The organism is Shewanella denitrificans OS217, from assembly GCF_000013765.1.
In the GTDB taxonomy this organism is placed as follows: Bacteria; Pseudomonadota; Gammaproteobacteria; order Enterobacterales; family Shewanellaceae; genus Shewanella; species Shewanella denitrificans.
This window is the reverse complement of record NC_007954.1, coordinates 2,932,687-2,957,583: the sequence shown is the minus strand read 5'-3', so window position 1 is coordinate 2,957,583 and position 24,897 is coordinate 2,932,687. Positions and strand designations below refer to the sequence as shown.

The 24,897-nt window shown below is 43.5% G+C and carries 20 protein-coding genes, 1 tRNA gene and 1 pseudogene; 17 read left to right on the top strand and 5 right to left on the bottom strand.

Features of this window, described 5'->3' with window-relative positions:
• Window positions 1–76: 76 nt before the first annotated feature.
• The 6 genes from pspA (at window position 77) to SDEN_RS12825 (ending at window position 5,071) form a co-directional block, all read left to right on the top strand.
• Complete coding sequence (gene pspA / locus SDEN_RS12850; protein ID WP_011496911.1) at window positions 77–760, top strand: phage shock protein PspA; 684 nt, start codon at window positions 77–79, stop codon at window positions 758–760.
• Window positions 761–776: 16 nt separating this feature from the next.
• Window positions 777–1,016, top strand: coding sequence for an envelope stress response membrane protein PspB (gene pspB / locus SDEN_RS12845; RefSeq protein WP_011496910.1), 240 nt, complete (start codon window positions 777–779; stop codon window positions 1,014–1,016).
• Window positions 1,003–1,398, top strand: a complete 396-nt coding sequence (gene pspC / locus SDEN_RS12840; RefSeq protein ID WP_011496909.1) for an envelope stress response membrane protein PspC — start codon at window positions 1,003–1,005, stop codon at window positions 1,396–1,398. Before pspB ends, pspC begins: the two co-directional genes overlap by 14 nt.
• A 171-nt stretch (window positions 1,399–1,569) precedes the next feature.
• Entirely contained in the window at window positions 1,570–3,018 is a 1,449-nt protein-coding gene (locus SDEN_RS12835; protein WP_011496908.1) for a YcjX family protein, read from the top strand.
• 266 nt (window positions 3,019–3,284) lie between these two features.
• Entirely contained in the window at window positions 3,285–4,478 is a 1,194-nt protein-coding gene (locus SDEN_RS12830) for a TIGR01620 family protein (protein ID WP_011496906.1), read from the top strand.
• 179 nt (window positions 4,479–4,657) lie between these two features.
• A complete protein-coding gene (locus SDEN_RS12825; protein WP_011496905.1) occupies window positions 4,658–5,071 on the top strand; it encodes a ComEA family DNA-binding protein in 414 nt (137 codons plus the stop codon).
• 185 nt (window positions 5,072–5,256) lie between these two features.
• Here the strand turns inward: SDEN_RS12825 and SDEN_RS12820 are convergent, their stop codons facing one another.
• A complete protein-coding gene (locus SDEN_RS12820; RefSeq protein ID WP_011496904.1) occupies window positions 5,257–5,994 on the bottom strand; it encodes a YciK family oxidoreductase in 738 nt (245 codons plus the stop codon).
• 259 nt (window positions 5,995–6,253) lie between these two features.
• Here SDEN_RS12820 and SDEN_RS12815 point away from each other — a divergent pair, with 259 nt between their 5' ends.
• The 7 genes from SDEN_RS12815 to rmf all read left to right on the top strand — a co-directional run bounded on the left by SDEN_RS12815 (window position 6,254) and on the right by rmf (window position 16,607).
• Window positions 6,254–8,773, top strand: a complete 2,520-nt coding sequence (locus SDEN_RS12815) for a VolA/Pla-1 family phospholipase (protein WP_011496903.1) — start codon at window positions 6,254–6,256, stop codon at window positions 8,771–8,773.
• Window positions 8,774–8,886: 113 nt separating this feature from the next.
• On the top strand, window positions 8,887–9,900 hold the full coding sequence (gene sohB / locus SDEN_RS12810) for a protease SohB (RefSeq protein ID WP_011496902.1): 1,014 nt from the start codon (window positions 8,887–8,889) through the stop codon (window positions 9,898–9,900).
• A 161-nt stretch (window positions 9,901–10,061) separates the two neighbouring features.
• A complete protein-coding gene (gene rlmKL, locus SDEN_RS12805) occupies window positions 10,062–12,197 on the top strand; it encodes a bifunctional 23S rRNA (guanine(2069)-N(7))-methyltransferase RlmK/23S rRNA (guanine(2445)-N(2))-methyltransferase RlmL (RefSeq protein WP_011496901.1) in 2,136 nt (711 codons plus the stop codon).
• Window positions 12,187–12,423 (top strand): glutaredoxin family protein, encoded by a 237-nt coding sequence (locus SDEN_RS12800; RefSeq protein ID WP_011496900.1) that lies wholly within the window; start codon window positions 12,187–12,189, stop codon window positions 12,421–12,423. The genes rlmKL and SDEN_RS12800 overlap by 11 nt, the downstream gene beginning before the upstream one ends.
• Before the next feature lies 1 nt (window position 12,424).
• The gene (locus tag SDEN_RS12795; protein ID WP_011496899.1) at window positions 12,425–14,347 is read left to right on the top strand and encodes an ABC transporter ATP-binding protein; all 1,923 of its coding nucleotides are present in this window, start codon (window positions 12,425–12,427) and stop codon (window positions 14,345–14,347) included.
• A gap of 26 nt (window positions 14,348–14,373) precedes the next feature.
• On the top strand, window positions 14,374–16,248 hold the full coding sequence (locus SDEN_RS12790; RefSeq protein WP_011496898.1) for a DUF3466 family protein: 1,875 nt from the start codon (window positions 14,374–14,376) through the stop codon (window positions 16,246–16,248).
• 182 nt (window positions 16,249–16,430) lie between these two features.
• Window positions 16,431–16,607: a ribosome modulation factor gene (gene rmf / locus SDEN_RS20275; protein WP_011496897.1), complete on the top strand. Its 177-nt coding sequence runs from the start codon at window positions 16,431–16,433 to the stop codon at window positions 16,605–16,607.
• A 198-nt stretch (window positions 16,608–16,805) separates the two neighbouring features.
• Here rmf and fabA read toward each other — a convergent pair whose 3' ends face one another.
• A complete protein-coding gene (gene fabA, locus SDEN_RS12785) occupies window positions 16,806–17,321 on the bottom strand; it encodes a bifunctional 3-hydroxydecanoyl-ACP dehydratase/trans-2-decenoyl-ACP isomerase (protein ID WP_011496896.1) in 516 nt (171 codons plus the stop codon).
• A 72-nt stretch (window positions 17,322–17,393) separates the two neighbouring features.
• Window positions 17,394–19,193 (bottom strand): AAA family ATPase, encoded by a 1,800-nt coding sequence (locus tag SDEN_RS12780; protein ID WP_011496895.1) that lies wholly within the window; start codon window positions 19,191–19,193, stop codon window positions 17,394–17,396.
• Window positions 19,194–19,458: 265 nt separating this feature from the next.
• Here SDEN_RS12780 and SDEN_RS12775 point away from each other — a divergent pair.
• Window positions 19,459–19,549 (top strand) — tRNA-Ser (locus SDEN_RS12775).
• Between the two features lie 389 nt (window positions 19,550–19,938).
• On the opposite strand, the gene SDEN_RS12770 is transcribed toward SDEN_RS12775, so the two are convergent.
• Together SDEN_RS12770 and lepB are read right to left on the bottom strand one after the other, a co-directional pair.
• Window positions 19,939–21,189 carry a hypothetical protein gene (locus SDEN_RS12770; RefSeq protein WP_011496894.1) on the bottom strand — a complete coding sequence of 417 codons (1,251 nt, stop codon included), beginning with the start codon at window positions 21,187–21,189 and terminating at the stop codon, window positions 19,939–19,941.
• A gap of 195 nt (window positions 21,190–21,384) precedes the next feature.
• Window positions 21,385–22,299 carry a signal peptidase I gene (lepB, locus tag SDEN_RS12765; RefSeq protein ID WP_011496893.1) on the bottom strand — a complete coding sequence of 305 codons (915 nt, stop codon included), beginning with the start codon at window positions 22,297–22,299 and terminating at the stop codon, window positions 21,385–21,387.
• A 256-nt stretch (window positions 22,300–22,555) separates the two neighbouring features.
• Between lepB and SDEN_RS12760 the strand changes: the two genes are divergently transcribed.
• The 3 genes and pseudogenes from SDEN_RS12760 to SDEN_RS20865 form a co-directional block, all read left to right on the top strand.
• A complete protein-coding gene (locus SDEN_RS12760; RefSeq protein WP_011496892.1) occupies window positions 22,556–23,344 on the top strand; it encodes a hypothetical protein in 789 nt (262 codons plus the stop codon).
• 47 nt (window positions 23,345–23,391) lie between these two features.
• Window positions 23,392–24,009, top strand: coding sequence for a hypothetical protein (locus SDEN_RS12755; RefSeq protein ID WP_041405807.1), 618 nt, complete (start codon window positions 23,392–23,394; stop codon window positions 24,007–24,009).
• Between the two features lie 620 nt (window positions 24,010–24,629).
• Window positions 24,630–24,790: pseudogene (locus tag SDEN_RS20865) on the top strand (transposase); the annotation flags it as partial.
• Window positions 24,791–24,897 lie beyond the last annotated feature (107 nt).

Below are 24,897 nucleotides of genomic sequence, written 5' to 3'. Positions count from 1 at the left end.
AAATATCATTTATCAAAAGTTGGCACGCTATGTGTATTATGAACTTCGACATTAACGTTCAATTGAGGAACAAATTATGGGAATTTTCTCTCGCTTTGCAGACATAGTTAACTCCAACATCAGTGCTTTATTGGATAAAGCTGAAGACCCTGAAAAAATGGTGCGCCTTATCATCCAAGAGATGGAGGACACCTTAGTTGAAGTCCGTTCAACCTCTGCCAAGGTTTTAGCAGAAAAGAAAGAGCTATTAAGACGCGTTGCCCGTGTGCAGGAACAAGTACAAGATTGGCAAGATAAAGCAGAACTCGCCCTATCAAAAGACAGGGAAGATTTAGCTAAAGCAGCCTTGATTGAAAAGCAAAAAACAGGCACCTTACTGAGTACTTTGGAGCTTGAGTTACAAGTTGTTGAAGAGCACATAACGCGCTTGAAAGATGAAGTTGCTCAACTGCAAGAAAAACTGAATGATGCAAGAGCACGTCAAAAGACCATTATCATGCGTAAGCAGACTGCAACCTCACGTTTAGAAGTGAAAAAACAGTTAGATTCAAGCAAGATAGATGACGCTATGATGAAGTTTGAGCAGTATGAACGCCGCGTAGAAGGCATTGAAGCGCAAGTTGAATCTTATGATATGGGTAAGAAAAACAGCTTAGCGGATGAATTTGCCGCCTTAGCAGCAGAAGACTCAGTCAGTGACGAATTAGCAGCATTAAAGGCCAAGGTAAAAGCTAAGGCTCAGCCGAAAACAAAAGCCTAATTACTCGAGGTAGGTTATGGACATGGATATATTAATTGCACCAATTATTCTCTTTTTGGTCATTGTTGCTCCCATTTGGCTGGTACTTCATTACCGCAGCAAGCGGCAGGTGAGCCAAGGGCTCACCGAAGAAGAGTTCAGTCAGCTCAATGATCTCATAGGAAAAGCCGAGAAAATGGGCAGTCGCATTGAGACTCTGGAGGCAATATTAGATTCTCAATCACCAGAATGGAGGGCAAAGCATGAACACCTCTAATGGCCGTACTTTATACCGTAACGCCAAGGCGGGTAAAATTGCTGGGGTCTGTGCGGGTATCGCGGAATACTTTAATTTCGAGACTTGGTTGGTAAGAGTATTAGCGGTATCGATATTTTTATTGGGCGGCACAGGGTTTGTATTTGTTATCTATATTGCCCTTTGGATGATCTTAGATGAAAAGCCTAAAAGCTTAGATGATAAGTTCGATCATAAAGATATCGAAGTGAAGAAGAAAGTCTGGCAAGCAGGTGAGCCTGCAAAACAAGCGCTCTTCGATGTTAATCGCCAGTTTACTAAGCTTGAAATACGCTTGCAGCAACTTGAGCGTCACGTCACTTCAGATAATTTCGATCTGAAAAGGCAAATAGACAATCTGTAGCATCATCCAAAGGGCGGTTTACCGCCCTTGTTGCTATGATAAATAAGCCGTAATAGTGCACACCCACACAGAATAGGTACAGCACCTCGACATAACCGCTCTACTGAGTATATAAATAGACTCAGTCAATCTAGCCGCACAATTTAGCTTTAGAATAAGGAAGCCAACGACTTGGGATTGATAGAACGCTCATTGAATAAGCTTAATCAAGCAACCCAATCCTTAGTGCTTCGCAGCACTGACAGGCATGTACGTTTGGCGGTGACTGGCCTGAGCGGCGCTGGGAAAACGGCGTTTATCACAGGCCTAGTGAATCAATTACTCCACTGTGATGCTAAAACGAGCCCTTCACCTTTGCCCTTATGGCAAGTTGCCAGAGAAGGGCGTTTGATAGGCGTTAAGCGTGCCATGCAGCCGGATTTGGCTGTGGCAAGCTTTGATTATCAAGGCGCTATGGATGCTTTAACCTCAAGCCCTGTGAGCTGGCCTGCCTCCACTCGGCAAATCACCGAGCTTAGATTGGCAATCAAGTACCGCCCTGAGAAAGGCCTAGTTGCCAAATTAACCGATACCGCGACCTTGTATGTAGATATCATAGATTACCCTGGTGAATGGTTACTGGATTTACCTATGCTGAGGATGGACTTTGCCACTTGGTGTTTATCTCAAAAAGCCACAGCCGCGCGTTTTAAGACCTCGCCCCTTTATGATGCATTTTCCCAGCAACTTAAGTCATTATCGCTGGACAAGATTGCCGATGAGCAGCAACTAAAACAGCTCGCCGCCAGTTATCAGGCGCTATTAGTCGACCTTGTACGGGTTCAAGGCTATTACTTAGCCCAGCCTGGCCGCATGTTGTTACCCGGTGAATTCGAATCAACCCCTCTACTGGCTTTCTTCCCTTTGCTTGAACTGGATGAGGCGGATCATAAACGCTTAGAAAGTAGCGCCGATAATAGTCACTATCAGGTGCTTAAGGCTCGTTATCGGGAATACGTGGCGAAAGTCGTGAAGCCCTTTTATCGGGACTATTTTTCGAGTTTTGATCGCCAATTAGTGCTGGTGGATTGTTTAAACGCACTCAATCATGGGCACGGTCAATTTAATGATATGAGCCATGCACTTAATCAAATCATGGAGAGCTTTCATTTCGGTCAGTCGAGCCTTATCAAGCGTTTGTTTGCGCCCCGTATTGATAAGTTATTATTTGCCGCCAGCCAAGTTGACCGTGTTACCCGAGATCAGCAAGGTCATGTGTTGCAGTTATTAACTGAAATGCTTAGACAAAGCCAACATTTTGCCAGTTTTGAAGGCTGTGATGTCGAAACCATGGCCATCAGCGCCATCAAGGTGACTGAACATGGCATGGTCAACACGCCTGAAGGTAGCCAAGAAGTGATTAAAGGCAGAAACTCGCAAGGCAAAATGATGACAGTCTTTCCCGGCGAAGTGCCTAATCATTTGCCCAATGCGGATTTTTGGCGTGAGCAAGGCTTTGATTTCTTGTCTTTCCAACCTAAAGATAGCTCCGGCAGTCACCGGCATGGCAGTGGGCCGCAATTTGAACATATTCGCCTCGATCATTTACTGCAATTCTTGCTTGCCGATAAGTTAACCTAGGGCCTGTTGATCTTTGCCGGTTGAATTTTGTTCGAGATAAAACCGTTTTAATCGCGGCGAGTGGATTGCAGCCTAGTAATCTAAGCAAAATTCTCTTAACAAAGAGTAAAACAGTTTTAGCCGAACCCTTTGGGCAGCGTTTGTTGGTCATTTCTACTGCGTTATCGGTTTTTTATGTAGAATAACTACACCGCAAAGCCTCTGCCTTGTATCATTGGCCAACAATTCGCTGCAAAAACAACCTTGAAAGTTCAACAGGCCCTACTATGTTAGATAAACCTTCGAATAATAAATTAAAACAGCAGCGAGTCTTCGATGAGCAAACTTCTGATGAGACTAAAGATGCTCAAGCTGAGTTGACTTCCAGCGAACGAAACTTACCTGGGTCTAGTCAGATGAAATCTTACCGAGTTAAAGGCAGCCAAGCCTTCGATAGCAAAGATTTTCGCTCCAGTCATGACGCCAGCACAGCAACAGAAGTTGACGAAAAGGCGTTAATAGCGGGTGTGGGGGAGCTGAGGGATGAACCGGTCACTAAGCTTAAGTCTCGCAGTAAATTTACTTGGCCAGTGAAAATCTTGCTATTGGCATTGACCAGCTTCGTTGTTATGGAAACTGGCCTTGGACTCTGGCAAGCCTTCGAGCAAAGCCCTTGGTTATTTGGGTTTTATGCCACAGTCTTAGTCGTTGTTATCATGGTGGCAAGCCTAGGTGTTATCAGTGAATGGCGTAAACTGGGACAACTTAGGCAAGTGGTTAGCAGCCAAGAAACCGGTAAGCGCTTAGCCCAAAGCATGCAAATTGGTGAGGCGGACAAATTTATTCAACCACTCTTGAGTCGATACCCGCAGGACACTGCTAGCCGTGGATACTTATCCCACATAAACCCAGAACATAATGATGCTGAAAAGCTCATGTTGTTTGATACCTTAGTCTTGAGTCAAAGGGATAGTGAAGCCAAAAAGTTGGTCAGTCGTTATGCGGGCGAAGCGGCGTTGCTCTTGGCGGCAAGTCCGCTGGCGGCCTTGGATATGGCGATTATTTTATGGCGTAATCAAAAAATGATCACCGAAATTGCCCGAATTTATGCCATTGAATTAGGTTATTGGAGCCGGATTAAGTTATTGCGCAGCATAGTGGCTAACATCATTTATGCGGGCAGTGCAGAGTTGATTACTGATTTAGGCACTCAAGTGTTATCCCTTGAAATGGCAGGTAAGTTATCCGCACGGGTTGCCCAAGGTCTTGGTGGCGGGCTATTAACTGCACGTTTAGGTTATCAAGCCATGAGTCTTTGTCGGCCCTTAGTGTTTAATCAAGGGAATAAACCTAAATTGAGTCAGCTGCATCAGAGTCTGTTAAGTCAATTAAAAGACGTAAGTCTTTCAAGTTTTTCCCAGCAAGTGCCAAGCAAAAATGCTCGTGATAATCTTCAAGGGGTAAAACGAGAGAGTAAGTGAAACGAGCAAGAGCCAATTTTAGCTGACCTATTGAACTTAAGTTAATTTGGTACTCTGAGAGTTTTTTACTAAGGTTAATGTCTAACCAAGGTACGTTTAACTTAGCGTGCAAGTTAGTTAACATTCAGCCAAGGAACAGGAGACAGGCTGGATCTTCACTGGACACAAGGAGATACATTATGACCTTCTTATCAAGAATGACAGCCAAAGTACGTCAGTTGATGACACTGCTCAGCACGCTACTACTGGCTTTATTACTGCTGAACCCGCTTCATGCCACAGAACCTGAAATGAAAACACCTAAAGCTAACCCCGAAAAAGTGAAACTTGATCATGACAAGGCGGTTAAAGCAGAAATTCAAAAGGCTAAAAACAGTGCATCACCGGATGCGATGGACAGTTATAGAGTTAATATAAATCGAGCCGATCTTGATGAATTACAGCAGCTAAAAGGAATTGGTTTAGCGAAGGCGAAAGCGATTATCGAATACCGTGAACATAACGGTAAAATTGATAGTTTAGATGAACTCACTCAAGTATCGGGTATTGGTGAGAAATTTATCGAACAAAATGCAGATAAAGTCAGTTTTTAATTGCGGTACTAAAACGGTACTAAAACGGTACTAAAACGGTACTAAAGTGATACTAAGCGGCACTAAACCGTGTTGAAAATAATAATCTTTACATTAAAAATAAAAATAGGGAGCCTTGGCTCCCTATTTTTTGTCCTAAAACTAGCACTCAACACTCAGGTAAACGCGATATCCCTTGATAAATGTTATTGGGCGTTTAACTGAGCACCATTGGTATTCACTGAATCTTCACCCATGAGGAATAAGTAAGTTGGCATTATGTCTTCAGCCGCTTTAAGGCTCATAGGATCTTCACCTGGGTAGGCTTTAGCACGCATTTCGGTGCGAGTTGCACCTGGATTTATGCTGTTCACTCTGATGCTGGTGCCATCACACTCATGGGCAAGCACTTGCATCATGCCTTCGGTGGCAAATTTAGAAAACGCATAGGGTCCCCAGTAGGCCTTTCCTTGGCGGCCAACACCGCTTGAGGTAAAGATGATAGAGCCACTGGGGGCTTTACGCATGATAGGTAACAAGGCTTTGGTTAGTAACACTTGAGCCGTAACATTCACCTTCATGATATCTTCAAGTGAAGTTAAATCGATATGTTCAAAAGGCCCTAAGGCCCCTAGCTGACTGGCATTGTGCAATAAGCCATCTAAATGACCAAATTGCTCGGCTATGGTGTCTGCCATGTCTTTGTAATGTTGCTCAGTGGCACCTTTTAGATCCAGTGGCACTATGGCTGGAGTAGGGTAGCCAGCATTGACAATAATGTCGTAGACATTTTCAAGTTTTTTGACTGTCTTGCCGAGCAAAATGACGGTCGCGCCAAATTTTGCAAATTCTATTGCAGCGGCTTTACCTATGCCATCGCCAGCACCTGTCACTAAGATCGTTTTGTTAATGAGTAAATCTTTTCCAGCTCGATAATCCAACATGATTGAATACTTCCTCTGGGCGCCAAAGCCCGCCAAATCAAGAGTCGCACTTAAAGTAAACGATTGTTTTAAACAATTGACTGATAATTGTTAACTAGCCAGCCACTTTGAGGTAACAAATTTGTAGCTAACTCAATAATTTTACGTTAACTTGAGACGAGTTAAGGACAGAAATAAGTCCTTATGGTCATATGTTTGGACTATTGTGACCATTTTTTTGGGGAAAACAAATTATTACAACAAGATTTGGGGAAAAAAGATGAAAAGACTCATTTTGGGTGTTGCAATTGCATCTGCTCTTGGACTCACAGGCTGTGGCGAAGATAGCACAAACGAATTAATTGAAAAGGCAGTGCCGTTAATCCCAGTTTCGTACATTGATTTCGATCCGGGCAACACTGACCCGGCGAAACGAATATTACCATTACCTAATGATCTGCTCTTCAGCGGCACCAGTGATGGCACCATCAATATGCCAAATAATGTAGAAGCGGGTGGCGACTATGTTAATCCTAAGATTGCGTTGGGTGCTCTGGATGGCTGGTCTACCACATCACCTATCTCTATTGATATTAAATTAGCTAAAGATCATGATGGTACAGAGCTAACACTGGATGAAGCTTCCGTGGCCCAAGCGGGTGCGGTACGTTTATTTGAAGCCACAGTGGGTGGTGTGTTGTCTGGCGATCCTGAATGTAAAGCAGCAACGTCAGTGTCTGCCTGTAAAGTGGGTGCAGAGCTTGAATACGGGGTTGATTTTATTTCTGTGGGTTCAGGCAGCAAAATCGCTATTATTCCACTTAAGCCATTAAAGGCTAAACAATCCTATATTTACGCCACCACTAAGCTTATTCAAGATTCTAAGAATCGCGCCATCGAAGCGTCAGCCACTTACAACTTGTTGAAGCTGGATATGGAAACCAATTTCTTAGCAACACCCAGTCAACGTTTACTGCAAACTTTAGTGAACAGTTATGAAAAGGGCATGGCCGCCGAGCATGGTGTTGATGCCAGTGAAATTACTTACTCAGGGCTGTTTACGACGCAATCGGTTGCCGATGTGTATGAGACAACTAAGTTATTAATGGCGTCCAGCGCGCCTTATAAGCCTTCTTTCGTGCAGACGCCGACCCCTATGGGGATAACCGTTGCCCAAGCGCGTGGGATGACGCCCTCCACTGACAGAAGCTATGTGATGGCTAATATGGCGGACTTGTATACCGCCACCATTCGTGTGCCTATCTATGGTAATTGCTCTTCAGCATCCTGTGTGCTAGATAATAATTCAGTTGAAGAAAAACGAAAGCGCTTAAATAATAGCCGCTGGTCAGCTCAAGGTGATAGCCCGCTTTCAGTGTTATTGGCAGTGCAAACAGGAACCATGAGCACGGCACATTTTGCTACTCAAGCCATAGCCCAAGGTGTCGACCCGGCTGCGGCGCAAACTAACCCAGCCCTACTTGTCGGTAAAACGTTCACCTTAAATGACGGTACTGCTGCGGATAAGACCAAGCATTTAACCAAATTTAACCCTATACCTGCAATCAAGGGTTATGAAAATATTAAGCTGCAAATTACCCTGCCAAACGGCCCTAAATTAGCGGCCTTTTTAGCGGGAGAAGGTAAAACCTTCGTGCCGCCCACCAATGGTTGGCCTACAACCATGGCTTTACATGGTCTAGGCGGCGGCAAAGAAATGGCATTGTCTTATGCCGGAACGTATGCGGCAGCGGGTATTGCCACTATCGCTATGGATATGCCACTGCACGGTGAGCGTTCGTTTGACGCTAATAGTGATGGTATCTATGAAGTTACTGCAACGCTAGAGGATTACGGCAAAGTTGTCGGTAAACCTGATGCCTTTAACAAAGGCACTATCTTAGATTTTATCAATATTGCTAGCTCATTGATGGTGCGTGATAACTTCCGTCAGGCAACCCTTGATCACTTAAGCTTGCGGCTATTACTTACCGGGATGGCACAACAACTTGCAGCCGCGAGTCAGCCACAAGTGTTTGATGTGTCTAAAATCAGTGTTCAAGGCTTAAGTCTTGGCGGCATAGTCGGTTCAACCTTATCAACTTACGCCAGTACGGGGCTTAAAGATCCTACAACAGGTGCTGATTTAGGCAATCCATTTGCGGTAAATGCCGCGTCTTTAGTGGCGCCAACTGGCGGCTTAGCGGGTTCATTTGCAGGTTCAGCAAGCTTTGCGCCAGTGTTATTTACTAACGTGACTAAGGATCCGACCTTTATTGCACTAGTGGCTGAGAAAAACATAGAAGGTTATCTCGAAGGTACACCTGAGTATACAGCCCTTGTGCAAGCCGTGTACGCAGGCTTTATCCCAGGCTTTGCCTTAGCGATTCAAACAGCAGTCGACTCAGTTGACCCAGTTAACCATGGCGCTAAGTTAGCGGCATTAGGTTTACCGGTTCATTTGATTGAAGTGGTCGGTGATGGCGCGGACAATAAGCCTGATCAAACCCTACCTAATTCAGTTGCAGGTTTCCCGCTATCAGGCACTGAGCCTTTTATCCGCTCATTAGATCTAGGCTGTGTTGCTTCAACAACTCAGGGTTCAGGTGCGGTGCGTTTCGCTAAAGGGCATCACAGCTCAATAGTGGACCCCAAAGAAAGCTCTGCCACAGATGGCATGGCGTTTGAGGCTACCAAAGAAATGCAGAAGCAGGTAGCAGGTTTTGCTCAGTCAGCAGGCATGGGAGCACCAACCATAGTTGTGACAGATACTAAGGTTATTGCTGCCTGTGGTCGCTAATTAATTCCAGTTACATAGTGATACAAAACCCAGCGAGAGCTGGGTTTTTTATTCCTGTAAATGCCTGCTAGAATGGCGGGCAATTTCGCCCTGTGCTTGTTTTGGAGTTAATTTTGGAATTTTTATACGAATACGGTTTGTTTTTAGCTAAGGCTGTGACGATTTTATTGTCTGTACTGGCGGTAATTACCATGGTGCTGATGAGCGCGATTAAGCAAAAATCAGATAAAGGCGAGTTGAGCTTAACCCATGTTTCTGAAGAACTGACGGCGCTTAAGCACGATCTTAAGCAAGAGTTGCTGACTAAAAAGCAGTTTAAGGCCTACGAAAAGCAACTAAAAGCTGATGAAAAAGCGAAAGAGAAGCAAGATGAAGTCAAACAAGCAACAGTGTTTGTTATTGATTTTAAAGGCAGTATCGATGCCAATGAAGTCAGCTCGCTTCGAGAAGAAATTACCGCGATTTTGACCATAGCCGAAGCGGATGATGAGGTTATCGTCAATGTAGAAAGTGGTGGCGGCATGGTGCACGGCTATGGTTTAGCCGCCAGTCAGCTGGACCGTCTGCGTCAAGCCAATATCAAGTTTAGTGTGTGTATCGATAAAGTCGCTGCCAGCGGCGGTTATATGATGGCCTGTGTTGCGAATAAAATTTACGCCGCGCCCTTTGCTATTGTGGGCTCCATTGGCGTGGTCGCACAATTGCCCAATTTTCACCGTTTGCTGCAAAAGCATGATATCGATTATGAGCAACATACCGCCGGTGACTTTAAGCGTACTTTGACCTTATTCGGTCAAAATACCCAAGAAGGTAGGGACAAGTTCCAGCAAGAGCTTGAAGAAACCCACGTGCTATTCAAATCTTTTGTGGGTCAATATCGGCCCGAGATGGATATCGCTAAAGTTGCCACGGGGGAGCATTGGTATGGCCAGCAAGCGATAGAATTAGGTTTAATTGATGCTATCAGCACCAGTGATGATGTGCTGCTGAATTTGGCAAAAGAGCACAGGGTGATTAAGGTTAAATACCAAATCAAGAAAAAACTCAGCGATAAACTCGCCCATGGGGTGTCATTATCTGTCAGCTCAATCGTTAATCGCTTAATGGAAATTAATCGTCCGAGCTAAAATTGGCAATATAAGTTTGGCAATAAATGACGATGCGATAAAAAGCGGCTAATTAGCCGCTTTTTAGCTTTATTGGCGCAAATGATTAGTTGTTTGGGGAAACTCACTATTTGAGTATATAATGCGGGCTTGATTTTCCCTGTGATGACGACTTAATTTTAATGTTTAATTTTTTTGCTGCGGCCCCCAAGGGCTTCGAATATAGCTTAGCCAATGAACTCACCGAGTTTGGCGCTACCGATGTGAAAGAGAGTGTGGCGGGCGTTTACTTCTCATCCTCTCTTGAACTTGCCTACCGCATTACGCTGTGGACACGCCTTGCGAGCCGTATCGTTGTTGTCATCTATAAAGGTCCCTGTGAATCTCCTGAGCAGTTATACAACGCTGCCTATTGCATTGACTGGCCGTCGCATTTCTCCAATAAGAAAACCTTCAGTATCGATTTTCATGGTACTGGCGGCTTCATTAATAATACTCAGTTTGGCGCCTTGAAGATAAAAGATGCTGTCGTTGACCGTTTTCGTGATGATGGCGATGCCCGTCCGAACGTTGAGCGTGTCGATGCTGAGTTTAGAGTCGATGCCCACTATCGCAATGGTCAATTGACTATATCGGTAAACTTCTCCGGCCCGTCTCTACATCAGCGTGGCTACCGTTCCACCACAGGTGAAGCACCGCTTAAAGAGAATTTAGCGGCGAATATGTTGGTCCGAAGTGGCTGGCAGGCTGAACAAGTGGATTTACTCGATCCATTTTGCGGTAGCGGCACAGTATTAATTGAAGCGGCGCTAATGGCTTGCGATATCGCCCCAGGGCTTAAACGTCAACGCTTTGGTTTTGAAAGCTGGCGCCAGCACAATGCCACTATGTGGAATAAGGTGTTAGAAGAGGCTCACGCCCGCGCCAGTTTAGGCCGCACTCGTTGTAAGGTTAAATTCTATGGCTCAGACATCGACCCTCGTATGGTGAGCCTTGCTAAACGTAACGCCGAGAACGCAGGCGTCGATGAGTTGATTGAATTTAGCGAGATGGATGCGTTAAACGTCAAAGTGCCGTGCGAAACAGGCTTTATGATTTCAAACCCACCTTATGGTGAGCGTCTAGGTAACATTACCGAACTATTGCAACTTTACTATCAGTTTGGTGACAAATTAAAGCAAGATTTTGGCGGCTGGAAAGTCGCCATGTTATGCAGTGACGTTGAGCTAATTTCATCATTAAAGCTTAAAGCCGACAAGCAGATGAAGATGTTTAACGGCGCGCTTGAATGTGCCTTTAATCTTTATACCTTGCATGCCAACAGCACCCGCCGTGATGCCCCCGTATTGCCAGAAGGTGTGGATGACATCGCCGATATTGCGCCAGCATTTGCTAACCGCATTAAGAAAAACGTTAAGACATTAGGTAAGTGGGCCAAGAAAGAAGGCATCGACAGCTACCGTTTATATGATGCTGACTTACCTGAATACAATGTTGCCATCGATAAGTACGTGGATTACGTGGTAATTCAAGAATACAGTGCGCCAGCGACAATTCCTGAAGCGGTTACCAAGCGCCGTTTAAGCGATGTACTGTTAGCCCTGCCTAATGCCTTAGGTATACACCCAGATAAAATCACCCTAAAGACCCGTGAGCGTCAAAAGGGCACTAATCAATACCAGAAGCTTGCTGAGAAAAAACTTGAAATTATCACCCAAGAATACGGCGCTAAATTTAAGCTTAACCTCACAGGTTACTTAGACACTGGGCTGTTTTTAGATCACAGGGTGACACGAAAGCTGGTTGGCGAAAAAGCCAAAGGCCGTAAGGTACTTAACTTATTCTCTTATACTGGCTCTGCATCTGTACATGCAGCCCTTGGTGGCGCCAAAAGCGTGACCACGGTCGATATGTCAAATACCTATATCAGCTGGGCGAAAGAAAACTTTGAGCTTAACGGTATTAATCTTAAAAACCATGAGTTTGTGCAAGCCGATTGTTTGCAGTGGGTTGATGATTGCCGCGAGCAATTTGACCTTATTTTTATTGATCCACCGACCTTCTCCAATTCAAAACGCATGGAAGACAGCTGGGATGTACAGCGTGACCATGTGGCGTTATTAGGCAAACTTATCAAGCTATTAAGCCCTAAAGGTGAGCTGATATTTTCTAATAACAAACGTAAGTTTAAGATGGATATTGAGGCATTAACTGCCTTGGGCGCGACGGTAAACAATATTGACGAACTCTGTTTGCCACTGGATTATAAACGCAATCCCCATATCCATAACGTGTGGTTGTTGACCCATGGCAAGTGATCCAGCCCTCGAGTACACCCTCTATCACACAGATGGCTGCCATCTGTGTGAACTGGCAAAAGCGCTCGTTGAAGCGGCAGGGGTTGATTTTAATCACATAGATATTTGTGAACAGCCAGCGTTAGCCGAGCGTTATGGGATAAGTATTCCTGTGTTTGCTCAAGGTGAACGCGAGCTTTTTTGGCCTTTTGATGCCGCGCAATTACACGATTTTTTAGGAGTTTAGCTTGAGTCTGGTTCGTATTAATAATGGCTCTTTAGCCTATGGTTACACCCCGTTACTGCAAAATGCCGATTTCACCATAGAAGCGGGTGAACGTGTGTGTATTGTTGGCCGCAATGGTGCGGGTAAGTCGAGCTTATTGAAAGTTTTGTCAAAAGACGTGTTGCTCGATGACGGTGAATTTAATATCGCAGGCGATGTTACTGTTGCCCGTTTACAGCAAGACCCTCCTAAGGCGGAAACCGGTTCTGTTTATTCCTACATTGCAGCGGGTCTGCAGGAGATAGGTGAAGCGTTAGAGCAATATCATCAATTGTCTCATGATGTGGCAGAAGCCTCCCCTGAGCAGATGGAGCGTATGCTCAATAAAATGCAGCAATTGCAAGAAGTGCTGGATCATAATAATGGTTGGTTATTGGACTCACGCATTCAGCAAAACTGTGAATTATTAGGTCTAGATCCAGATAAGCCTCTGAGTGAACTGTCTGGCGGTTGGCAACGTAAAGTGGCCTTGGCTCGCGCACTTGTGAGTGAACCACACTTATTGCTGCTCGATGAGCCCACCAACCATTTAGACATAGATACCATTGAATGGTTAGAGCAATTCTTACTGAGCTACAAAGGCGCTATCGTGTTTATCAGTCACGATAGGGGCTTTATTTCCCGTATGGCGACCCGCATTGTCGATTTAGATCGCGGCGTGGTGACCTCATGGCCGGGCAATTATCAGATGTACCTTGAAGGCAAAGCCGAGTGGATCCGTGTTGAAGCGGAAAAAAATGCCCATTTTGATAAAAAGCTCGCCGAAGAAGAAGTGTGGATCCGCCAAGGCGTCAAAGCCCGTCGTACCCGCAATGAAGGCCGAGTTCGTGCGTTAAAAGCCCTGCGGGTTGAGCGTAGCGAACGATTGAATCGCATGGGCAATGCCAAAATGGCGGTCAGTGACACTGAGCGTTCAGGTAAGCTAGTGTTCGATGTGAATATGCTCAACTACAACCTGCCTGACAAAAACTTGGTGAAAAACTTCAGCACTACCGTAGTGCGTGGTGACCGTATCGCGTTAATCGGACCCAATGGCTGCGGTAAGTCCACCTTGATAAAACTCTTGATTGAAAAGCTTCAGCCTCAGTCTGGAGAAATCAAAGTCGGCACTAAGCTTGAAGTGGCGTATTTCGATCAATATCGTGAAGCGTTAGATCCTGAAAAAACCGTTGAAGAAAACGTGGGTGAAGGCAAGAGTACAGTCACAGTTAATGGCCAAGATAGGCATATCTTAAGTTACTTACAAGATTTCTTATTCTCACCTATGCGTGCTCGCACCCCAGTAAAAGCCTTGTCAGGTGGCGAGAAGAACCGCCTATTACTGGCGCGCTTATTACTGCGTCCTGCTAACTTAATTATTCTCGATGAACCGACAAACGATCTTGATATTGAGACGTTAGAGTTGTTAGAGTCCTTGCTGACTGACTTTGAAGGCACCTTACTTATTGTCAGCCATGACAGGGCCTTTATCGATAATACTGTGACCAGTAGCTGGTGGTTTGCCGGTAATGGCCACTGGAATGAATATGTGGGTGGTTATGAAGATGCGGTGTCTCAGGGCGCTAAATTTTATTCTGAGGAACCTGTAGGGCAAAGCGTTGTCGAAACACAGGCAAAACCTGTGCAGATAAAAGCAGAGCCTGCACCAGTTAAAGTCTCAGCGAAGAAACTGTCGTATAAGATGCAGCGTGAATTAGATGAATTGCCTAAGCAACTTGAAGCGTTAGAACAAGATATTGAAGCGCTTCAGGCTCAAATCGGAAATGCTAATTTTTACAGTCAGAGCCAAGATAACATTGAGCCAGTGCTGCAAGCCTTGGCCGCAAAAGAACAACAATTAGAAGTCAGCTTCGAGCGATGGGAAGAGCTGGAATCGCTGAAGTAATTTATTTTAAAAACAGGAATTTTTTAATGACGTTAAAGTTTGATAAAGCCCTTTCTATCGTGGCATTAAGCGTTTTAGGCGCATTAAGTGGTGCACAAGCTGCACCTGTATATGAAATTGTTAATATTGAGAATTTTGATCTCAAAGGTACCCTAACTGATACCCGTAACGGTTATGCCATGGCGGTGAATGCCAATAACGAATTAGTCGGTATTGCCAAGGGCACCAAGAAGCTGACGGTTGAAGATATTCAAGGTGGTATTGTCGATGTGGAAGACGGCATAGCGCCGGAAGCAAAAATTGAATACTCAATTTTCAAGCCTGTCGTTGCCAATAATTTCACCTTTACAGCAGAAGAAAATGATGCCGTTTCACCTTGGAACCTGCATTTTTTAAGCATCAATGGTTCAGTTGAGCCAAGTCAGCAAGATGCTACTTCGATTAATTCAGTCGATAGTTTTTTTTACGACATCAATGATGCCGGCGTTAAAGTGGGTTCTTATAGTGGAGTAGAGAAAAAACAAACTTATGTTGGTGATCTGACTAACCAAGATTTTTGGTATTATCGTGACTTTGAATTACGCGCAGTGGCAGTGAATAATGACGCACAAGTGCCATTATTACCTCCTTATACGACGTATGTTCGTCCGGCTAACGCAGCTGACAATGTCGTTGAGACAAGTGTTGAGTTAGGCGGGATTTCTGTCGCTGCTGCAATCAATCCAAACAATCTTATTGTGGGTTATGCCAGTACAGCACTTGCCAGTTTCAGTGCAGATAGAATTAATGCCTGTATTGACGCCGCGCTAGCCACTGGAGCTGTTAATCCTACACCTATCAATATTTGTGTGCAGTCAAATCAATACCCAGTGAATAATACTCGTAATGTGCAGTATCAAACTCGTGCCTATGTATGGCAGTTGGACGATGCTAATAATGTCACTGGTACTGAATTGCCTTTAGGGTTAACGCCACCAGAAGGCTCGACCTTAGTGTACACAGCACAAGGTCTTGGAGTGAATACGGCTGGAACAGTTGCTGGGCGTTCACATGTGTTCCGTAATGGCAATCAAGATTCACTCTATGCAGATGCGGCCTACTGGACTAAAGACAGCAATGGCACATACCAATATTCTTGGGTCAAAATGGCCAATGAGGTCTTTAACTCTATCGCCTATGATATCAATGACAATGGCTTGCTTGTGGGCAGCTATAGCCAATATATTCAAGGCTATCCCCGTAATAAATTCTTCTATTTTGACACTAAAAATCCAGATGCGGGTATCGTTACTCCTGATGATTTAAAAGTGGGTTTGTCGGATTTAAGCAGTAAGCCCAAAGATATTAACAATAAAGGTCAAGTTGTTGGTCATATTGAAACTACCTTCGATAAAGATAAACCAAGACCTAAAGCTGGCTTTTTGTTTGACATTGCAACAAAAGAGTTTTCTAACCTTAATAGTTTACTGACTTGTGATTCTCAAGGGTACACAAAAGATGCTAATGATACTTGGGTACGTAATAAGGTCAACATCACAGATGGTTCTGGTGGTGCGCTAAGTTATGAAACTGATATTCAAGTGGTAGAAGCTAATAGTATTAATGAAGACGGCACCATAGTCGGTACTGCTTTTGTGCGTAAACCACAATACCAAATAGACAGTACGGGTAACGTAATATTAGGTACTAACGGTCAACCATTGTTTGCTTTGGATGGTAATGGCAATCCAGTGACAGCATATTTACCACGTATGGTGGTGCTAAAGCCAACGACCAGTGGTGTCGTTTGTGATCTAACTAAAACTGAGATCGAAAACAATTATGAGCGTAAGGGCGCGGCCAGTTTCGCTTGGTTATTCGCATTACCTTTACTTTGGTTACGTCGTCGTAGCCAGAAATAGTCTCAACTGTTGATGTTTAAAAAATCGAGGAATTATTCCTCGATTTTTTTTAACTACTGTATCAATACCTTAATAATTATCTGTCAATCTAGGGTGTTTTTTTGATTGATCTTGGTTAAAAAAAGTTCTATTTCTATAACTGACGCTTTTGCTTCTTGGTTTAAAGAAAAGAGGACGCTTGCATGAAAAGACAAAAACGAGATCGTTTAGATAGGGCTTTTTCGAAAGGATTCCAGGCTGGTGTAGGAGGACGCTCAAAGGAATTATGTCCCTACGCAAATTTGGACTCTAAGTCGCAATGGTTAGGCGGCTGGCGAGAAGGGGTTGATGGACGAATGACAGGTTTATTTAATCGATGACGCGTGCCGTCACCTCAATCAGGCTTAATGTTTAATGCAGTAAACAGTAGTTATCTTATTTATATTCATCCAATGAACGAGAAGCAGATTGAATTAAGGCTCTAATGTTACATTCAGTCTAATAGCGTACAAAAAATGCCCTCAATGATGAGGGCATTATTTTTGAGTTATCATTCAGTGATAAACGAATCGAGCAGATTAAAACGTAGAGGTGTCACTGAAAATACCGACTTTAAGATCCGTTGCACTGTATATTTCACGGCCATCGACTTCCATGGTGGCATCGGCAATGCCCATGACGAGCTTACGGTGAATTTTGCGTTTGATATTAAGCTTGTAAGTCACTTTTTTAGCATCAGGCAATACTTGACCAGTAAATTTAACTTCACCCACACCTAGTGCACGTCCTTTGCCTTGTGCGCCTTCCCAGCCAAGATAGAAACCGACAAGTTGCCACATGGCATCTAAGCCTAAGCAGCCAGGCATTACTGGATCGCCTTTAAAGTGACAATCGAAGAACCACAGCGTAGGGTTAATATCGAGTTCAGCGATAATTTCACCCTTACCAAAAGCCCCGCCGTCTTCATTGATGCGGACAATGCGATCGACCATTAACATGTTATCGATAGGTAATTTAGGTGAATTAGCGCCTAAAAGCTCGCCTTGGCCGCAGGCAATAAGTTGTTCTTTGGTGAAACTGTTCGCTTTTTCCATTTAAATCATAACCACTAATAGCATTCTAAGTGACCACAAGATAGCGAACAGGTGTACGCTAAACAACTCCGATCACTGTGAAAGTCTGAGTTTCAACATTAATTTAGTCCAAAACCCGATTGAGATCTCATCGTGTCCGGCCATTTTATCTAGCCTTTGCTGAACCAAGCCATAGAGAGATTCGGCAGGGAAGTCATTATCTTCATCGGCAACACCTGCATAGACCTGCATTAACAATTCAACGGCTTCATCCATATGGCTGATGCCATAAATGTGGAATTGCCCCTTTTGCACCGCATTAATCACTTCGGGGGCGAGATTGAGTTGTAATATATTGGTCTTGGGGATGATGACCCCTTGCTCGCCCGTTAAGCCTCGACGTTGGCATAACGCAAAGAAGCCTTCGATTTTTTCATTGACACCGCCAATGGCTTGTACATTGCCAAATTGATCTAAGGCGCCTGTTACGGCTAAAGATTGAATAATAGGTTGCTCGGCGATGGCCGACATTAAGCAGCAATATTCGGCGAGCGAAGCGCTATCGCCATCAATTTCTTGATAAGACTGCTCGAACACTATGCTGGCATTAAGATGAAGCGGGGCGTCGCGACCAAAAATTCGGTATAGGCACGCAGAAAGGATCATCATACCTTTAGTGTGAATGTTGCCGCCAAGCTCTGACTTTCTTTCTATGTCAGCGACTTCACCGTCACCATAATGCACTGTGGTGGTGATCCTAGCAGGCTCTCCATAACTGTAATCACCACTATCAATAACAGTGAGAGCGTTAATCTGACCCACCATCGCACCTGTGGTGGGGAGATGGATAAAATTATCATCGAAACTTTGCGCCGAGAAAAACTCGGAGCTGTCATGGCGAAACTTAAGCTGAGTTAATGCCCTAGCCACACATTGAGCTGTGAGCCCTTTGGTGAGCTCAGAAGTCGTACTGGGTCGATAGGCCTTGGCCTGAGCCATAAGTTGAGACAGTTGCAGCATGGACAGGCTCAGACGCTGTTGATGCTCTGTCAGGCGGGCACTATACCAAAACAGGGGTAATAAACTCGATGCCTCTAAGGTGACTGCTTGATTTTGGGCAAGGGCCATCAAATATTGGCAATATTGGCTTTCGGTGTATTTAGTGAGATCCAGCTCATTACTGAGCTCAGCAAGCAAAGGAAAGTGCTCCATAAATTGCCTGTCTTCGCCTCTGAGTTGGCTATAGAAATGCCCTGAACCTATCAATACTATTTTACAATTCAGCGGAACGGGGGCGATGTCATGAGCAATACGATACTGCTTTTCTCTAAGGATTTGCATAAGCAGTTCCCAGAGGCCCTCACGTTTCCACAATGATTCAGCGCAGATAAATACATAATGATGTTTGCCTAAGGCACCCACCTTATATTGGCTATTTTTATCCGTCTTAAGCATTTTACCTAACAGATCGACACGGCGAATAGGCCCAGATAAATAGCAGGCCGAGGTGTCTTGGCTTGCCATTATGCCCACTTGTTCATGGGGAAGGGCGCTTTGCCAACGAAATTGCACTTCAGTGGGGTAATCAGTCGCTTTAGAGGCCACAAGATACTGAGTGATAGGCTCAGGCTTTTGTGTCATCAAGGCATCTATCAATAAGCTGCGGTCAACGCCAATGAAATCGGCCACAAATAAATGTTGGTTTGCAACCTTAGTCATTAACTTGAAGGCATTCACGGCTCGCTCTTGGCCTAATAAAATTGCACTAAGTGCCACACTTGTATTAAGGGTGCTGGGCAAGGAATATTGTGGCGCCAACTTAGCCGCAGCAAGTGCGGTTGGGAGAATAAGCTGAGTCGTTTCTGAAGTCGTTGAGAGTAAGGTTGAATTCATAGTGGCATTTATCTGAAATAATTAGCGCTATTTTAGCATAAACCTTGGCTATGTCGCTTATTTGATACTGTTTTTGCTAAGCAGTCTTCAAGGTGGTTAATAAAGAAAATTTTCAGAGGCGAATCACTAATTTTATTAAAAAGGCGCAATACTGGCTATAAGAGCAGATAAATGCATCGTTTTGGCTGTTTGCTGAGCACTTGTGCATTAATTTTAAAATTACGGTTTACAACGCATCCGGTTACTTATATTATTTGCGCCGTTCGGAGGGATGGCAGAGTGGTCGAATGCACCGGTCTTGAAAACCGGCAAGGGTTTATAGCCCTTCTAGGGTTCAAATCCCTATCCCTCCGCCACATTCAACGAAAAAGCCTTATCAGAAATGATAAGGCTTTTTTGTTGGGCGAACTGCTTGAAGAAAGAGTGGATTTGAACCCAAGGGTTCCTTTTTATGAAGAGCTAAGCTATCCCTCCCGCACATCAAAAGCTAAATGAAAAGAAAAATCTGAGCATAAATGCAGGGCTTTTTTGTTGGGCGAAGGAAGGGGGTTTGAACCCAAGGGTTCCTCTTACTTTTTGTTATCAAGTGCTTATAAGTTTATTGCCAATGAATCTGAGGATTTAATCAAGGTCTTGGAACGGCATGCTAAAACTTAAACAAAAGGTTAACTTTTGCGAGTTAACCTTTCAAATGTCTTGCAAGGTAAAAGCCGACCCAACAGATCAGGGCCGACTAATTAGACTATCAGTTTTGGGTATTTGCACAAATCTCGTAATACCATAAGTCAGAGTAGGGATGGGACACTTGTGCACCTATAGTGAAGACATTGCCTTCCGCATCAGTGATAGAGTTAGTGCCAATCGGTGCGTCACCTTTGGACTCTCCATTCCACATGAATCTATTGGTACCGTAGCTGGTGTTGTGATAAACAAAGGTTTGTCCTGTAAAGCCTGGATCATTACGACCCTGATTGTCTCCAGAAAAAGCGCATTGTGGTGCAATTTTTACATTGTCTGGCGTAAAGCTGAAATTGCTAAACGAAGCATAATAACTCGATGACTTTGTTGTGCCCCAAGTTAAGAGTTCAAACACATCGCCAGCATTCACTTTTATTCCTCGAGCAGAACCTGAAGCACTGCCTGCTGTAGAGAGATTGTAGTTAACGCCATTAATCACGTATCGGATGACATCGCCATATTGACCAGCGGAATTGACTGTCATGTTCCAATCAAAGTTAATGGTTCCATTTGCAGCAATAGTGTTCGAAGCCGTTACACCTCCTCCGCCGTAATTCACCGAGGCGGTCAATGCCGATTCAGACATGTTCGACGTCGCTACCCCTGAAATGTTCCAATTAACCGGTGCGAAATCGTCTTTGAATCCATATGTAGTACCTTCACTGTAAGCACCACATTTATAGTGATAGCGCATTGTGTTACCGCTTGGCCTTTCAAGCCTCAGGTAACTGAGTATTTCATTGTTTGGACAGCTGACATAATGCCTATCGAGATAGACAGCATTACCTCCTCCGTCCTCATTGGCTGGTGTGAAATAGTCATTGAGATTACTGAGGGCTTTATCACTACACTTATATCGATATTGCACTGTGGTGGCAGAGGTTCTCTCCAAATGCATGAATTGCATGCCTTTCCCTTCACAATTGAGAGTGTGGCGATCTAAGAAGATGACATTGCCCGCGCCATCATCATTCGCAGGTGTATACGCATCAGTGCTGCCAGCATTACTGAGTTGAGTACAGCTATACTCAAAAGCAATTTGAGTTGAGGTGGGTCTCAAAAGATGAAGTGAACTGAGGCCATTATTGCCACAATCGACATGATGCCTATCAAAGAAAACAAAGTTGCCTTGCCCATCATCATTGGCGGGCGTGGCCTGTTGATAAGTTGCAGCGTTGGCGAGCGGTATTGAAGACGCGAGTAACAAGAGTGCAGTAGATGTAAAAGCTCCAAGCTTTTTTTCTAAACGTAATTCCATGTCATTTCTCCAAATTAATGTTCCGTTACAAACATTAGCAGAGGCTTAAATTAATTTTATTACGTCTTATTACACCTCGTCACAATGGCACATTATGTTATTGTTTTATAATGGCTGAGCTGATTTTTGAAATTTTTTTGATAGTGGCAAACCCGATAAACGTTAGGCAGATTAACAAGACTTGCCAGCGGCTATTTAGCTAATCGCGCCAATTCGCTCAAAACGTACTCCACTGGGGATCCAGGCGGGGATCCAGCTATCAGCGCCATGTTGGTATTCAAAGCTCACCCAAATAGCCACGGCTTTACCCACTAGATTTTCTTCAGGGACAAATCCCCAAAAACGGCTGTCTGTGCTGTCATCTCTGTTGTCGCCCATGGCGAAATACATGCCTTGAGGGACTAAAAACTCGCCGGTGTTAAGACCAGGTTGCCTAAAGTAGTGCGAACTGGCTTCAGGCCTAGCTGGGTTGATTAACACATGGTGTTGAATATCACCGAGCTGCTCCCTTAAGCGAATTAACGGCACTCCTGATTTGCTAAATTCGCCGCGATTAACTTGCACCCTATCTATGACCATGGCTTCAGGGCAGTTTTCTTTATTATTACAAGCAGGCGTTATCACTAACTCTTTATTGTTGTAGATAACCTTATCACCAGGAAGTCCTATGACCCGCTTTATGTAGTCCATTTTAGGATCTTCAGGATACTTAAAGACGATGGCGTCGCCACGCTGAGGTTTGCCGGTTTCAACTAACTGAGTACGCCATACAGGATCTTTTAATCCGTAGCTGAATTTTTCCACCAAAATAAAATCATCCACCAGTAAGGTCGGCATCATAGAGCCAGATGGAATTTGGAATGGCTCATAAAGAAACGAGCGTAACACCAGTACAAAAGCAAAAACGGGGAACACCCCGTGAGCCATTTCAACCAAGATTGGCTCACGAGTCAGTTTATTGATGGCATCATGGGTTAAGGGCACATTCTTAGCTTGCAATAACGTCAATGCCGCGCGGCGTTTAGGCGCAAAAATTTGGGCATCGATTAACCAAATGATGCCTGTGATAGAGGTGATGATAACTAAAATAATAGAAAAATAGGCAGCCATTGCAGGTGATGCTCCAGTGGAATATGGTTCAGATTAACGCCGATGAAAAGTAACGTTTTTTAGAACAAGATAACAGCATTAAACTGTTACCAAATATAGCGAAGCTGTCGTTACTCGAAGTGTTTCCTCGTATTCCTATATATCAGAACACTTAGAAAGTTTGATTAACTTTCTCCTTGTTAATTCGACATTGAATGATTATTATGCCGACCCAGATAAATACAAATAGTCAAACATCGAATCGCAGGGAGATATCTTGAATTATCTAATCGTTATTATCATCAGTATTTTTACTTTTGGTTGTTCTTCGACGCCTTACAAAGTAAGTAAAAAAGTTATTCAAGATAATATTACAAGTATTGCTGTAATAAATTTTTATTCCCCGAATCCCTTGCACTATCGAAGAACTGAGCTAACGAGCATTATCACTCCAAAAGTCGTGAGCACCCTAAAATCAAAAGGTTACAAAGTCATAGGGACTGAAATTACAGAGCCTATATTCGAGCAAGTAAATCAGGACTTGGGGGGGTATACCGACTCAACGTCAGGAGTGTTTGATCAAGAAAAATATAACAAAGTGTTATTGGAAACATATGCCAGAATTCAACGTGATTACGGTGCTAACGGGTTTATTTCACAAGAAATTTCAATTAGAGTGATTAATTTTAATCATAATATTGCAATGTGGGATGGTGTTCGCGAAAACGTTTTGCTTCGGGAACCTAATATAGTAGAGCAGGTGCTGACAAGTATGTTTGTGAATCAGCATGGCACAATTAATGGGTTATCTTACTGTTCTGAACTTGTAGATATAAACAACCAACAGCTTTACATTGATTGTGGTGGGCTCGAGTTAATTACAAAAATAAAGGTTGAATCATTAGATGATGATAACTCGAAACGGCTCGTTCATAATAATGTTAAAAAAGTGCCCAAGACCAAATCAAGTTTCGTAGCTATTCCTGTCCCCGAGACATTGAATGATCACAGAAAAATTACCGACGCTGTAGAGATATCCTTAGATAAATTAGTTGGAGTCAAATGATAAGATTGTTAATACTATTTTTTAGCACATTTATATTTGGATGCAGTATGGATCATGGTATTCCTACTGTTGTTACTAAAAATAATTTAATTTTTAAAAAAACTTACCCTAACATAGTCGTCGTTAATCGTTCGATTAATAATTTAGTAAAACCTTCAGAATTTGAAAGATTAATCACAAGCGAAATAGAACGAAGCTTGAACCATTTAGGCCAAGGGATTACACCGAATCAAATAGCTGAGGCAACAAAAAGTAATCTATTAGGCAGCATGTCGCCGTTATTTGATTCTATATCAGGTCGTCCTATCACCAATAAACTGGAGCTTTACAATAAAAAGTTGCAACAGCTTTACTTAAATGAGCTTAAAATAGATCTAGCTATTATCATAAACTTGATACGCGGTTCTACGTCAGTAAAAAATAATGTCGCCAGTTGGGATAATGTTGAGCAACGCTGTGGTGGTGAGTTCTTGACTTTTTGCCAAGTAGTTAGCACTTACTCCATTAGTGTGCAATATGTTGATTTACGCACGAAGGAAAGTATGACCAAGCAAGTAGGGTTATCTATTACAAACGAAGATGATAAATATAATCATGAATTACTTTCCTATAGAGCGATTTTTGACGAAATAGTCAAGCCTCTGCGGGTTTCGAAAGGTTTATAATCAAACTGTCTTCAATTACAGTTTGATGGCAAAGATACTTCTGTCCATCGGCTGCTGAAATCGCTGAATATGTAAATCAATATATTGAGCCAATTAACACTAGGCGCAGTCGATATTTAGAAGGTTTGAACCCTGACCAACTTGAAAGTTTTATGAGCTCCAAAAACGCTATCCAGCTTTCGGAATGCTAATGTGGTTAATGGTTATGGGGGTAAGCGCCCACAATATGCAGTTATCGGACTTGTATGTATTGATGAATATAAACCGAAATCCATAGAAGCTGTGGGTGATGAGTTTACTTTAAATTCTGATGCTTATAGAAACTTTCTAAGTGAGCTTTGTGTAAAAAGAGTTTGAACTGGTCACTGGGAAGGCTTTTCGATAGCTAAAATCAGGTTGTTAATCTTTTTAAGATTAACAGTGCCAGCCACACTCATGGAAGGTCATTATCTTTTAAGCTAGGCTTAAGACTTGGGCAGACATTAACGAAGGTGAGTGTGGGATTTTCGTTTAAACATTAGACCCATGTATCATTGCAGTAGCCGCGTAGTGCCCTTTGTTGTAAAAGTAGCGTGCGGTGATAAAAATCCATATCAGCCGCAACAGCCAAATCAAATCTGCTCAATGTTTCTGCCGATAACTGGCTTAAAATCATCAATGAATTTGGCAAGTTATTCAAAGATCCAGTAGACACATTGCAAGAATTAACCGCATATTGTGAACACCTTGAAAAGGAAGGCGACATTACTGCAACGCTTGCCTGCACCTAGCTGCGAGCTGACTCGCTGGGACAAAAAACACCGATGAAATAACACCAATCCTTTATTGGATCATTTGTCACACCTGGACTGGAAGACTTTTGTATTTATTGGCCTAAAACACTCTTGA

Coding starts and splice junctions, on each gene's coding strand:
- SDEN_RS12830 (WP_011496906.1), top strand. CDS start 3,285: ATGTTAGATAAACCTTCGAATAATAAATTAAAACAGCAGCGAGTCTTC.
- pspA (WP_011496911.1), top strand. CDS start 77: ATGGGAATTTTCTCTCGCTTTGCAGACATAGTTAACTCCAACATCAGT.
- pspB (WP_011496910.1), top strand. CDS start 777: ATGGACATGGATATATTAATTGCACCAATTATTCTCTTTTTGGTCATT.
- SDEN_RS12825 (WP_011496905.1), top strand. CDS start 4,658: ATGACCTTCTTATCAAGAATGACAGCCAAAGTACGTCAGTTGATGACA.
- lepB (WP_011496893.1), bottom strand. CDS start 22,299: ATGGCTGCCTATTTTTCTATTATTTTAGTTATCATCACCTCTATCACA.
- fabA (WP_011496896.1), bottom strand. CDS start 17,321: ATGGAAAAAGCGAACAGTTTCACCAAAGAACAACTTATTGCCTGCGGC.
- SDEN_RS12815 (WP_011496903.1), top strand. CDS start 6,254: ATGAAAAGACTCATTTTGGGTGTTGCAATTGCATCTGCTCTTGGACTC.
- rlmKL (WP_011496901.1), top strand. CDS start 10,062: ATGTTTAATTTTTTTGCTGCGGCCCCCAAGGGCTTCGAATATAGCTTA.
- SDEN_RS12770 (WP_011496894.1), bottom strand. CDS start 21,189: ATGGAATTACGTTTAGAAAAAAAGCTTGGAGCTTTTACATCTACTGCA.
- pspC (WP_011496909.1), top strand. CDS start 1,003: ATGAACACCTCTAATGGCCGTACTTTATACCGTAACGCCAAGGCGGGT.
- SDEN_RS12790 (WP_011496898.1), top strand. CDS start 14,374: ATGACGTTAAAGTTTGATAAAGCCCTTTCTATCGTGGCATTAAGCGTT.
- SDEN_RS12780 (WP_011496895.1), bottom strand. CDS start 19,193: ATGAATTCAACCTTACTCTCAACGACTTCAGAAACGACTCAGCTTATT.
- SDEN_RS12800 (WP_011496900.1), top strand. CDS start 12,187: ATGGCAAGTGATCCAGCCCTCGAGTACACCCTCTATCACACAGATGGC.
- SDEN_RS12755 (WP_041405807.1), top strand. CDS start 23,392: ATGGATCATGGTATTCCTACTGTTGTTACTAAAAATAATTTAATTTTT.
- rmf (WP_011496897.1), top strand. CDS start 16,431: ATGAAAAGACAAAAACGAGATCGTTTAGATAGGGCTTTTTCGAAAGGA.
- SDEN_RS12820 (WP_011496904.1), bottom strand. CDS start 5,994: ATGTTGGATTATCGAGCTGGAAAAGATTTACTCATTAACAAAACGATC.